This window comes from Micromonospora sp. CNZ296, from assembly GCF_007827635.1.
Window position 1 is genome coordinate 162,090 of record NZ_VISW01000016.1, and the last position, 11,398, is coordinate 173,487.

Annotated in this window: 12 protein-coding genes and 1 other RNA gene; 3 read left to right on the top strand and 10 right to left on the bottom strand. The window is 70.7% G+C overall.

Annotated features, from left to right (window positions below):
* Window position 1: 1 nt before the first annotated feature.
* From FB455_RS25140 to pruA, 9 genes are all read right to left on the bottom strand, one after another.
* Window positions 2-946 carry a hypothetical protein gene (locus tag FB455_RS25140; RefSeq protein ID WP_145755088.1) on the bottom strand — a complete coding sequence of 315 codons (945 nt, stop codon included), beginning with the start codon at window positions 944-946 and terminating at the stop codon, window positions 2-4.
* Between the two features lie 41 nt (window positions 947-987).
* On the bottom strand, window positions 988-1,413 hold the full coding sequence (locus FB455_RS25145) for a hypothetical protein (protein WP_013284228.1): 426 nt from the start codon (window positions 1,411-1,413) through the stop codon (window positions 988-990).
* 194 nt (window positions 1,414-1,607) lie between these two features.
* Window positions 1,608-1,983: a transfer-messenger RNA gene (gene ssrA, locus FB455_RS25150) on the bottom strand.
* Window positions 1,984-2,086: 103 nt separating this feature from the next.
* Window positions 2,087-2,566 (bottom strand): SsrA-binding protein SmpB, encoded by a 480-nt coding sequence (smpB, locus tag FB455_RS25155; RefSeq protein WP_013284227.1) that lies wholly within the window; start codon window positions 2,564-2,566, stop codon window positions 2,087-2,089.
* A gap of 133 nt (window positions 2,567-2,699) precedes the next feature.
* Window positions 2,700-3,575, bottom strand: a complete 876-nt coding sequence (gene ftsX, locus FB455_RS25160) for a permease-like cell division protein FtsX (RefSeq protein WP_013284226.1) — start codon at window positions 3,573-3,575, stop codon at window positions 2,700-2,702.
* 64 nt (window positions 3,576-3,639) lie between these two features.
* Entirely contained in the window at window positions 3,640-4,320 is a 681-nt protein-coding gene (gene ftsE / locus FB455_RS25165; RefSeq protein ID WP_013284225.1) for a cell division ATP-binding protein FtsE, read from the bottom strand.
* A 118-nt stretch (window positions 4,321-4,438) separates the two neighbouring features.
* On the bottom strand, window positions 4,439-5,560 hold the full coding sequence (prfB, locus tag FB455_RS25170; RefSeq protein ID WP_013284224.1) for a peptide chain release factor 2: 1,122 nt from the start codon (window positions 5,558-5,560) through the stop codon (window positions 4,439-4,441).
* Between the two features lie 35 nt (window positions 5,561-5,595).
* On the bottom strand, window positions 5,596-6,111 hold the full coding sequence (locus FB455_RS25175) for a PadR family transcriptional regulator (protein WP_013284223.1): 516 nt from the start codon (window positions 6,109-6,111) through the stop codon (window positions 5,596-5,598).
* A 134-nt stretch (window positions 6,112-6,245) separates the two neighbouring features.
* A complete protein-coding gene (pruA, locus tag FB455_RS25180; protein ID WP_030271125.1) occupies window positions 6,246-7,874 on the bottom strand; it encodes an L-glutamate gamma-semialdehyde dehydrogenase in 1,629 nt (542 codons plus the stop codon).
* A gap of 453 nt (window positions 7,875-8,327) precedes the next feature.
* On the opposite strand from pruA, the gene FB455_RS25185 reads away from it, so the two are divergent.
* On the top strand, window positions 8,328-9,377 hold the full coding sequence (locus FB455_RS25185) for a hypothetical protein (RefSeq protein ID WP_030271126.1): 1,050 nt from the start codon (window positions 8,328-8,330) through the stop codon (window positions 9,375-9,377).
* An 11-nt stretch (window positions 9,378-9,388) separates the two neighbouring features.
* Here FB455_RS25185 and FB455_RS25190 read toward each other — a convergent pair whose 3' ends face one another.
* Complete coding sequence (locus FB455_RS25190; RefSeq protein ID WP_013474125.1) at window positions 9,389-9,898, bottom strand: DUF6912 family protein; 510 nt, start codon at window positions 9,896-9,898, stop codon at window positions 9,389-9,391.
* A gap of 197 nt (window positions 9,899-10,095) precedes the next feature.
* Between FB455_RS25190 and FB455_RS25195 the strand changes: the two genes are divergently transcribed.
* Window positions 10,096-10,323, top strand: coding sequence for a helix-turn-helix domain-containing protein (locus FB455_RS25195; RefSeq protein ID WP_013474124.1), 228 nt, complete (start codon window positions 10,096-10,098; stop codon window positions 10,321-10,323).
* 95 nt (window positions 10,324-10,418) lie between these two features.
* The gene (locus tag FB455_RS25200; RefSeq protein WP_145755089.1) at window positions 10,419-10,997 is read left to right on the top strand and encodes an Rv3235 family protein; all 579 of its coding nucleotides are present in this window, start codon (window positions 10,419-10,421) and stop codon (window positions 10,995-10,997) included.
* Window positions 10,998-11,398 lie beyond the last annotated feature (401 nt).

Consider the following 11,398-nt stretch of genomic DNA (forward strand, 5'->3'; position numbering starts at 1 on the left):
CTCAGCCGGGCCGGACGGTCAGCGGGGCACCGCTGGCGGCGTCCAGCACGGCCCGGCCGCCGAGCGGCGCGGTGAGCGTGACGCTCACCGGCTTCATCACGAGCTGGGCGGTGCAGGGGCCGGTGGGCGTAACGACGGCGCCGCCGATCACCACGACGTCCGGCCGTTCCAGCACCAGCGGGGTGGGCGGGCCGTCGCAGGCGCCGACGCCGAGCAGGTAGTCGATGCGGTCGCCGTCGACCGCCCGCAGTTGCTGCGCGGACACCAGGCCCGCCGGGAGCGGCCGGGCAGGCACCGCGCCGCCGGGGGCCCGGCCGGTCACGCGCGGTGCGACAGCGATCCGCGCCACGGGTACGGCCAGCTCGTCCACTGTGAACAGCCAGGCGGGCACCTCGGCACGCCCTCGGCTGGTCCAGACCGGTGCGGTGCCCAGCCGTACCCCGGTCACGGTGAGCGCCACGCACGCGCCCGGCGCCGAGGTCGACACCGGGTCGTTCGGGCCGGGCCGCCCGGTCGGTGCCGGGTCCGGTGCGGCCGGGCGCCCGTCGCAGGGCGGCGGGTCGCCCTGGTGGAGTTCGGCGTACGCGTCGGCGGCGCTCACCAGCGGCACCCGCAGCGTGCCGTCGGGGAACCGGATCGTGCCGTCCTTCGGCACGTCGGCCGGCATCGGGATCTGGTCCCGGTACCAGCCGGCGCCGAACGCCGTCTTCGTCTCCTCGGTGAAGCCCGGGTCGCCGGTGAGCACTGTGGCGTCCTGGAGCGGCACGTACCCGTCGCGCCAGCCCGGCCCGGGCCGCCAGCCCGCCGCCACCTCCTCGGCCCGCTCGGTGAACGCGGTCCGCTGGTCCGGGCCGGCGGGCGGGGCCGCCCCCGGATCGGCGCCGGGCGTGGCGCAGGCGGAGAGGGCCAGCAACGGGATCCCGAGCAGGGCGAGCACGCGACGCATACGGGTTGGACGCCTGCCCGTCCCGGCCGGTTCCCCCCGGCTCAGTCCTCGCCGCCGAGGTCGGCCTGGTACGCCTCCCAGAGCAGGTCGGCGCCGTGCCGCCGGTGCCGGTCGAGCGCGCGCACCAGGTCGCGGGTGCGGGCCCGCACCTCCGCGGCGGACACCCCGGGCAGGCGTACGGCGTGCTGGAGCGCGGCCAGCGCCGCACTGATCGCGGCGTGCTCGCCGACCAGCAGGCGTACGCCCCGGTCCAGCCGTGGCGCGGCGCGCACCAGGTCGGCGTAGTGCCCACCCACTCCCTCGGTGACGCGGACGTGTTCGGTGAAGCCCCGCCGGACGGGGTCCAGATCGGTGAGAAGTCGCTCCCGCCAGCGCGGCCCGGTGGCCGGTGCCCGCCCGAGGGCGCGCAGGTCACCGACGGCGCTCGGGAGCACGGCGGTCGGCTGCTGGATCGGACTGGTGACCATGGGACACCTCCCGCTGCTGGGTGCGAACCCGTATGGCGATGGTGGACCTGGTTCGAGGGCCTGTCCAGCGGTCCGCGCCGCCTCATCTGCCTCTCGGGCATCACCGGCCCCAGCCGCCCCGCAGGCCCCAGAGACGGCGACCCCAGAGACGACTGTGCGCCCCGGTCCGGGTGGACCGGGGCGCACAGGCCGTGTGGTGGAGGTGCCGGGAATCGAACCCGGGTCCTTCGCCGGTTTGTCAGGGCTTCTCCGAGCGCAGCTCGCTATGCCTCTACTCGGCCCCACCGCTCACGCGAGCAAGTTGGTGTGACGGGCCCAGTCGCTGATTGATCTCGCCGCACGGACCCCGCGACCGGGTCCGATTGGCCAGCCTTCTAGCTGATGCCGGCTAACTGGGTCGAAGGCGCTCCCAGGCCGACAGACTTGCTACTCGCCTCAGGCGGCGAGAGCGAAGTCAGCGCGATTGTTCTTGGCGCTTATTGGTTTCCGACGACCGATTCTCGAGACGACGTCGGCTTCCTCGGCTCGCTTCCCCTGTCGCTGCGTACGAAGTCGAAACCAGTCACCCCCTCGAAGCGCTGCCCCTGTCGGCAGCACACCAAGCCTAACGCCTGGCGCAACCGGTTTCATCCCGAGGCCCGCTCGACGCGGGCTACCGGACGAACCGGACGTATCACTCAGCCATGCCCTTGCCGCGCCGGCCCACCGCCCGGGCGATCTCCCGGTCGGCGTCCCGCTTGGCGAGGTCCTGGCGCTTGTCGTACGACTTCTTACCCCGCGCCAGGCCGATCTCCACCTTGGCCCAGCCGTCGGAGAAGTAGACCTGCAACGGCACCAGCGTCAGGCCGCTCTCCTTGAGCTTGCCCAGCAGCCGGTCGATCTCCAGCCGGTTCAGCAGCAGCTTCCGGGTACGCCGGGGCTCATGATTCGTCCAGGTGCCCTGGGCGTACTCCGGGATGTGCATGGCGTGCAGGTAGATCTCGCCGTCACGCTCCTGGGCGAACGCGTCCACGAGCGACGCCCGCCCGGCCCGCAGCGACTTGACCTCGGTGCCGGTGAGCGCCATGCCCGCCTCGTACGTGTCGAGGATGGCGTAGTCGTGGCGCGCCTTCTTGTTGGAGGCGACCACCTTGCGACCCTTTTCCCGTGGCATCGGCGCCACCCCCTTCCTGATCGACTCACCGGCCACCGGCCGGCGAGCGGAGATCATGCTACCGGAACCACAAGGGCCCTCCCGCGCCGTTTATTCCGGCGCGGAAGGGCCCTCGGTGAGCCGTACGAGGTGACTAGACCCGCAGGTAGAAGCGGAGCGTGACCCAGGCGGTGACCGCGCTGACCACGCCACCGACGGCGGCCATCAGCGGGAAGGTCAGGAAGATCTCGGACCAGGAGATCGGGGTGATGAGGCCCTCCAGGGCCGCCATCGAACTGCCGGCCGACAGCAGCTTCACCCCGACCAACGCGAGCAGGCCCAGGATGGAGCCGAACAGACCGGCCACCACCGCCTCCAGCACGAACGGCGCCTGGATGAACCAGTTCGACGCGCCGACGAGCTTCATGACCGCCACCTCACGCCGCTTGCTGTACGCGGCCACCTGGATGGTGTTCGCGACGAGCAGCAGGGCGGCGATGGCCATCACGGTGGCGATCGCGAGGGCGCCGTTCTGGAACCCGCTGAGCACGCCGAAGACCTTGTCGAGCAGCTTGCTCTGGTCGACGATCGTGTCGATGCCCTCGGTGGCCTTGTACTTGTCGTAGATCGCCTTGTACTGCTCCGGGTCGTTCAGCTTCACCCGGTACGACTCGGGAAGCTGGTCCGGCTTGACGGCGCTGACCAGGTCCGGGGCGTCGGCGTACATCTGCTGGAAGCGCTCGTACGCCTGCTCCTTGTTGACGTACGTCGAGTCCTTGACCAGCGGGTCCTGGCCGAGCTGCTGGCCCAGCGCGTCGACCTGTTCCTTGGTGGCATCGGTCTTCAGGAAGATCGAGACCTCGACGTTCTCGTAGTAGAGGTCCTTCATGTCGCCGACCTTCTGGTAGAGAAGGCCGCTGCCGCCCAGCATGAACAGCGACACCGCCATTGTGATGATCATGGCGATGGTCATGGTGACGTTGCGCCACAGCCCGACCAGTACTTCGGACAGGACGTACTTCATCCGCATCGGGATATCCTCCGGCTCTCCGGCGTGAGGTTTCGTCGTCAGGGTCTACGGAACGTCGGCCGGCTCAGCCGTAGACGCCCCGGGCCTGGTCGCGCACGATGCGGCCGCTCTCGATCTCGATGACCCGGCGCCGCATCTGGTTCACGATGTTGGAGTCGTGCGTGACCATCACGACGGTCGTACCGGTGCGGTTGATCCGGTCCAGCAGGCGCATGATCTCGATCGAGGTGTCCGGGTCCAGGTTTCCGGTCGGCTCGTCGGCCAGCAGGATCAGCGGCCGGTTGACGAACGCCCGGGCCACCGCGACACGCTGCTGCTCACCACCGGACAGCTCGTGCGGGTAGCGGTGCTCCTTGCCGCCGAGACCGACCAGCTCCAGCACCTCCGGCACGACCCGGCGGGCGACCGCCTTCGTCTTACCGATCACCTCCAGCGCGAACGCCACGTTCTCGTACGCGGTGCGGTTCGGCAGCAACCGGAAGTCCTGGAAGACGCAGCCGATGGAACGCCGGAAGTGGGGTCGCTTCCAGGAACGCATCGACGTGACGTCCTTGCCGTTGACGACGACCCGGCCCTTGTTGGGCGTGACCTCGTGCAGCAGCAACTTGATGATGGTGGACTTGCCGGAGCCGGATGGACCGATGAAGAAGACGAACTCGCCCTTCTCGATCGAGACGGACACGTTGTCGAGCGAAGGCCGGGACGCCTTCGGGTACGTCTTCGTCACTTGCTCAAGCTGAATCACGGGTCGGTAGTCTACGCGGTGTAACCGCAGAGCCAAGCCCCACGCCCCGCCGAAGCGGTGCGCGTCATCGATTTACCCGGTCAGACCGAGATCGATGACGCGCTGCGTCCAACCGTGATCACGCACTGTCAGCGCTGAGCTGCTGCTGCTTCCGCCAGCGGATTCCCGCCTCGATGAAGCTGTCCAGGTCACCGTCGAAGACCGAGGACGGATTGCCCGTCTCCTGCTCGGTACGCAGATCCTTCACCATCTGATACGGGTGCAGGACGTACGAGCGCATCTGGTCGCCCCAGGAGCTGGTGCTGCCGGTCTTCAGGCCGGCCAGCTTCTCCTCCTCCTCCTGCCGCTTGCGCTCCAGCAGCCGGGCCTGGAGCACCCGCATCGCGGACGCCTTGTTCTGGAGCTGGGACTTCTCGTTCTGGCAGGTCACCACGATGCCGGTGGGGATGTGGGTCAGCCGCACCGCCGAGTCGGTGGTGTTGACGCTCTGCCCACCCGGCCCGGACGACCGGTAGACGTCCACCCGGACCTCGTTCTCCGGGATGTCGATGTGGTCGGTCTGCTCGGTGACCGGCAGCACCTCGACCCCGGCGAAGCTGGTCTGCCGGCGGCCCTGGTTGTCGAACGGGCTGATCCGCACCAGCCGGTGCGTGCCGGACTCCACGCTGAGCGTGCCGTAGGCGTAGGGCACCTTCACCGTGAAGGTGGCCGACTTCAGGCCCGCCTCCTCGGCGTACGAGGTCTCGTAGACCTCGGTCGGGTAGCCGTGCCGCTCGGCCCAGCGCAGGTACATCCGCAGCAGCATCTCGGCGAAGTCGGCGGCGTCCACGCCACCGGCGCCGGCCCGGATCGCGACGAGCGCCTCCCGCGAGTCGTACTCGCCGGAGAGCAGCGTCCGGACCTCCATCTCCTGGATGGCCTTGGTCAGCCCGGTGATCTCCGACTCGACCTCGGTCAGCGCGCCCGGGTCGTCCTCGGCCTGGGCGAGTTCCAGCAGCACCCCGGCGTCGTCGAGCCGGGAGCGCAGGTCACCGAGCTTGGTGATCTCGCCGTTGACGTACGACAGCTGCGACGTCACCTGCTGCGCCTTGGCCTGGTCGTCCCAGAGGTCGGGGGCGGAGGCCTCCTGCTCCAGCCGGGCCTTCTGCTCGCGCAGCTTGTCGAGGTCGAGCACAGCCTCGATGTTGCGCAGCGTGGCGTCGAGGTCCTTGAGCTGTTCGGCGTAATCGGCAGCGGTCACGACAGACAAGACTACTGCCTGGTCGACGCAGGTGGTCAGCCGACGGGCGCGGTCTTCAGCCAGGACAGCGCCGCCTTGTGGTAGGCGACGGCGAACTCCAGCGCGCTGGCGTCGTAGCTGTCGCCTTCCTTCTTGGCGTTCTTGACCTGCTCCCGCACCGCCGCCAGCGCCTCGGTGTGGTACTCGTTCGCCGTCGCGTACAGGTTCTTGAGCTGGCTCGACGAGTGCAGGTCACCGAACGCGATCCGTAGCGCTATCGGGTTACGGATGGTGTCCTTGCCGGGATTCTCCGCCAGCCAGCGGGAGAATGTCCGTTTCCCGGCCGCCGTCAGCGCGTACGGCTGGCTCATCCGCGGCCCGGGCTTGCCGAGACGCACCAGACCCTTCTCGGCCAGGACCGGCAGCTCCCGGTAGACCTGACTGCGGGTCATCGACCAGTACGGCGCCAGCCGGCGCTCAGCGGCAGCCATCAACTGGCCGCCAGTCATCGGGCCGTCGTGCAGCAGACCGAGCAGAGCTGCTGCCGTCGGGTTGACTCCGGATTCCGCCATGCCCTCTAAGCTGCCACTTTGTCGGCTCTGGCGTCCAGGATTTGCTCATTTCGGCACCCGATGACGGGTCCGATGTGCACTGTCGGATGAGGAAGAGGGCCCGCCCCGGCTGGGGCGGGCCCTCTCGGAGCGCCTCAGCCCATGTGCGGGTAGACGTGATCGGTCGGCGGGACAAACGTCTCCTTGATCGTCCGCGGCGACATCCAGCGGACCAGGTTGTGCCAGGAGCCCGCCTTGTCGTTGGTGCCGCTGGCCCGGGCGCCGCCGAACGGCTGCTGCCCGACCACCGCGCCGGTCGGCTTGTCGTTGATGTAGAAGTTGCCGGCGGCGTACCGCATCTTCTCCGCCACCTGGTCGACCACCCGGCGGTCGGTCGCGAAGATCGACCCGGTCAGCGCGTACGGCGCGATCGACTCGGCCTGGGTGACCACGTCGTCGAAGCGGGCGTCGTCGAAGACGTGCACGCCGAGGATCGGCCCGAAGTACTCGGTGGTGAACGTCTCGTGCGCGGCGTCGGAGCACTCGAACAGCGTCGGCCGGACGAAGTAGCCGACCGAGTCGTCGGCGGTGCCGCCGGCCAGGATGCGGCACGAGTCGTCGCCCTTGATCAGCTCCAGCGCGGCGGTGTGCCGGCCGAACGCCTTGTCGTCGATCACCGCGCCGCCGAAGTTGCTGAAGTCGGTCACGTCGCCGTAGGTCAGCGAGTCGGCGGTGGCGGCGAGCCGGTCGCGCAGCCCGCCCTCCCAGATCGACCGCGGGACGTACGCCCGCGAGGCGGCCGAGCACTTCTGGCCCTGGTACTCGTAGGCGCCCCGGATCAGCGCGGTGTGCAGCGCGTCCACGTCGGCGCTGGGGTGCGCGACGACGAAGTCCTTGCCGCCGGTCTCGCCGACCAGCCGGGGGTAGCCCCGGTAGCGGGCGATGTTGTCGCCGACGGTCTTCCACAGGTGCTGGAACACCTTGGTCGAGCCGGTGAAGTGGATACCTGCGAGGTCCGGGTCGGCCAGCGCCACCTCGGAGACCTCCTCGCCGCGCCCGGTGACCATGTTGATCACACCGGGCGGCAGGCCGGCGGCCTCGAACAGGCGCATGGTGAAGTGCGCCGCGAACTGCTGCGTCGGGGACGGCTTCCAGACCACAGTGTTGCCGAGCATGGCCGGCGCGGACGGCAGGTTGCCGGCGATCGCGGTGAAGTTGAACGGGGTGATCGCGTAGACGAACCCCTCCAGCGGCCGGTGGTCGAGGCGGTTCCAGACCCCGGGCGAGGACAGCGGCTGCTCGGCCAGGAGTCGCCGGGCGAAGTGCACGTTGAACCGGAGGAAGTCGATCAGCTCGCACGCCGCGTCGATCTCGGCCTGGACGGCGGTCTTGGACTGGCCGAGCATGGTGGCCGCGTTGAGCGTGTCCCGCCAGGGGCCGGCGAGCAGGTCGGCGGCGCGCAGGAAGATCGCGGCCCGCTCCTCGAACGGCAGCGCCCGCCACATCGGAGCGGCGTCCTTGGCGGCCCGGACCGCGGCGCGGGCGTCGTCGTGGGTGGCGTGCCCGGTGATGCCGAGGACGTGCGCGTGCTTGTGCGGCTGCACCACGTCGATCGAGGCGCCGCCGGCCATCCGGCGCTCGCCCGCGATCGTCATCGGCAGCTCGATCCGCTCGGCGGCCAGTTCGGCCAGCCGCCGCTGGAGCCGTTCCCGGTCGGCACTGCCGGGCTCGTAGGTGTGCACCGGCTCGTTGAGCGGCTCGGGTACGGAGAACACGGCGTCCATCACAGGCTCCTGGCGATCTCGACGGCGACGGCGAAACCGGACCCGCGGGCGCCGGCCGGCGGCCGGACGCCGGACACCGCGGGGTCAGCGGCGGCGGGACCTGGCCCGATTCTGTCACGAGACGCCCCCGCGGGCCGCGCCTCCCCGCCACACCGGACAGCCGGATCATCTCGGGACCGTCGGCCCAACCTGCCCACATCCGACGAAACATCGGATCGCAACCCCGTTCATCGACGATTCGTCGGCACCCGCGCGGACTGATTGATCGACTCCACTCGGGGGGACGGCGGCATCCGAGCCCTCGGGATGCCACCACATCGGCGTACTGCAGTCGATCAAGGCGCGGACGGCACACGGCCCGCCCGGGGAGCGGCGGCACGCCGCGTACCCTGGATGACCGGTGACCTGCCCCGCCCGGCGCGGGAAGATCCGGCGACCGTCGAAGGGAAGACGATGAGCAACCAGCCCGGCAGCTCCACGGCCGCGGAGACGGATCAGCCCGAGGCCGTCGAGCCCACCACGGGCGACGGGACCGCCGTCGAGACGCCCTCCGGCGAGGAAGCAGCCGGGCACGCGGACGAGGGCACTGTCACCGGTGGGCGGCCGGAGTTCGCGCCGGGCGCGATCGTGCTCGCCCTGATCTCGGTCGGGTGGCTGGCCGCCATGCTCTGGTCCACCCGTGAGGCGATCCACTCCACGGCGGCAGGCGTCACCGCGATCAGCCTCTCCGCGTACGCGCTACCAGGCGTCATCACCGCGGCGCTGGTCACCGGCGCCACGGTGGCCCTGCTCGCGACCAACCGGCTGGGCCGCGCCACGCTGCGCTTCCTGGCCGCCGTCGGCACCGGCCTCCTGGTCGGGCTCGTCACCGCGGTGGCGATCAACCTGACGTACGCGGACAACGCCACCACGAACACGATCGCCGGTACCGCGGCGGCGGCAGCGATCATCGGCGGGGCGATGGCCGGTGCGCGCCAGGCCCGGGTGGTGGGGGCGATCACCCTGGCCACGCTCACCGCGCAGATCTTCGTGGTGCTGTTCAGCCGCGTCCGCGACCCGCTCTCCGACCTGTTCGGCGCCGGGGAGACCCAGCAGTCGGTGCTCGACGCCGCGAAGTGGGTCTCGCGTACCGAGTCGCTGCTCGCCGGGCTGCTCGCCGGCCTGGCCGCGTACCTCTATCTCACCTGGTCCCGGCGCCGGGCGGAGCGCCGCGACGGCGCCGCGTCGCCGCTGCGCTGGCCGGCCTACCTGGTCGCCGGGGCGGGCGCGGGCCTGCTCCTGCTGCTGACCGAGGTGATCATCCGGATCGGCGGCCGTGGGCTGCTCGACCTGGCCGCGGCGCTCAGCGAGGCCGACGAGGTGGCGCAGACCGCGCTGGGCACCTCGCGGGTGGACAACGGGATCTGGGTGCTCTTCGTGGGCGCGCTGACCACGCTCATCGTCTTCGGGCGCACGCTCGGGCCGCGCCCGGTGGACGACGACGAGGACGAGCCCGCGGCCTGAACCGCGCGCCGTCAGCCCGCTTCGCGCAGGAGCAGGTCCAGCTCGGTCACGTCGTACCACTCCAGTTCGTGGTCCTCGGCGCCGTCGACTGTGAACTGGGCGTCCGGGTCACCGGCCTGGGCCTCCACCACCACGTCGACGGCGGCGGCCACGTCCTCGACCGCGTCCGCGCCGTCCACGTGCAGCGCGGCGACCGACTTCACGGGTACCGGTCCGACCGGCCGGACCACGCTCGATCCCAGCTCGCCGCCGACCCGGCCGACAGCACGGGCCGGCAGGTCGGCCGAGACCACCACCCGTCGCCGGGGGGCGGCGGGGTCGTGCCGGAGCAGGAGCAACGCGTCCTGGGCGGCCCGGGTGAAGGCCACGTACTCCAGTTCCTCCTCGTCGCCCTCGGCGTACCACTCGCGCAGCTCCGGGGTCACGGCGTGCGCCGCCTCGGCGCTCAGCCCCTCCTCGCGCAGCCGGGCGAGCATGGGAACGGTCGCCGGCAGGTACACCCGGACAAGCTCGTCGGTCACCGGTCACTCCCACACTCAGGCCGATCGCCGGCGGACGCCGACTCCGGGCGCCGATCATGCCGTACGCCGAGACCGTCATACACCCGGCACCCGCGCGGGTGAAGTCTCCCGCCGGTGTGTCTCCCGAACGGGCGCGCGGCGATGTCACCAGGTAGTGGCAAACTGAAGCAAACGCAATCAACCCCGGGAGTCACACCGTGGAGTCGAGGTTCCTGCTGCTGTCCGACGTCGCCGCCGAGCTGAACGTCTCGGACTCGCAGGTCTACCACATGGTCCGCAGCGGCGAACTGCCCGCGATCAAGATCGGTGGCCGGGGCCAGTGGCGGGTCGAGCGCGCCCGGCTGGAGGAATACATCGAGCGCAAGTACGCCGAGACCGCCGAATGGGTACGCGGCAACCCGCTCGGTGAGCGCGACGAGGAGTGACCACCCGGGGACCGTGGGCCATTGACGGCGATCGTCCGCGTCCGGGAAGATGAGAACCTGTCGGAGGCAAACGAAGGCAAACGCAAGGATTCGAGATGGTCGACACCCGCCGTCCCCGCGCACCCCGCCCGCCGGTCCGTCTCCGGCCCGCCCCGCCGCTCGACCCGCCGTGCACCGACGAGGAGCAGCTCTGGAGTCCCGTCGGTCAGCTCACGCTCGACCTGGCCGACCCACGCCGCCGTGCCGCCACACGCCCCGCCGGTCGAGCACCGGACCCGGCGACCGCCTGGCCCCGCTGGTCCGGGGCGCAGGCGTCAGCCCTCGCCTCCGCCACACCCGAGGGAGCGCGAGCCGCGCACCTGTTCGTGCGCACCTTCCTGGAGATCGTCAACGGCTTCCGCCCACACGGTCAGCTCCGGCCGCTCTGCCTGCCCGAGTCGGCCGGCCCGGTGGCAGCCGAGCTGACCCGCGCGGCCCGCCGGGTGACACCGGTCCGCCGCCGTACCGCCCGGCCGGCGCTGCTGCTGCGGCGCCTGCGGGTGTGCGAGCCGCGCGCGGGTGCGGTCGAGGCCACCGCCGTGTTCGCGGGCGCCGGGGGCGCGAGCTGGGCGGTGGCGATACGCCTGGAACGCCGTCGAGGCACCTGGCTGTGCCAGGTCCTGGACGTCCTTTGAGCCCGGCTATCGCCTCCCCGACCTGGCCCGACGCGCCGCGGCCACCCGCGCCGATCGGTGTGCGCACGCCCGGCACCCAGCGCCCGGGCCTGCGCGATCTTGGTACCAAACGGCCCTCATAGGGGCCCTTTCCTACCAAGATCTCCACCGCTCCCACCAAGCGGAACGCCAATCTCGCCCAACGGGAGGCTCGCCGCAACAACCAGCCGCACGAGGATCTCCAGCCCACCCCACCCCACCAAACCCCCGCGATCTTGCACTTTCGTACCCCCGATTCCGGCATGAATCGGTCACAACAGGGGCCGCAACTGCAAGACGCTTCTATGTCTGTGGTGATCGGTTCGGCTGATTGCCGTTAGGGTTCGGCGTTGGTGATCACTTGGGTGGCTCTTCGTTGATCC

Bases quoted from the DNA above. Each gene is read 5' to 3' on its own strand.
- FB455_RS25140 (WP_145755088.1), bottom strand. From the start codon at position 946: ATGCGTCGCGTGCTCGCCCTGCTCGGGATCCCGTTGCTGGCCCTCTCC.
- FB455_RS25185 (WP_030271126.1), top strand. From the start codon at position 8,328: ATGAGCAACCAGCCCGGCAGCTCCACGGCCGCGGAGACGGATCAGCCC.
- FB455_RS25175 (WP_013284223.1), bottom strand. From the start codon at position 6,111: ATGGCGGAATCCGGAGTCAACCCGACGGCAGCAGCTCTGCTCGGTCTG.
- smpB (WP_013284227.1), bottom strand. From the start codon at position 2,566: ATGCCACGGGAAAAGGGTCGCAAGGTGGTCGCCTCCAACAAGAAGGCG.
- ftsX (WP_013284226.1), bottom strand. From the start codon at position 3,575: ATGCGGATGAAGTACGTCCTGTCCGAAGTACTGGTCGGGCTGTGGCGC.
- FB455_RS25200 (WP_145755089.1), top strand. From the start codon at position 10,419: ATGGTCGACACCCGCCGTCCCCGCGCACCCCGCCCGCCGGTCCGTCTC.
- FB455_RS25145 (WP_013284228.1), bottom strand. From the start codon at position 1,413: ATGGTCACCAGTCCGATCCAGCAGCCGACCGCCGTGCTCCCGAGCGCC.
- pruA (WP_030271125.1), bottom strand. From the start codon at position 7,874: ATGGACGCCGTGTTCTCCGTACCCGAGCCGCTCAACGAGCCGGTGCAC.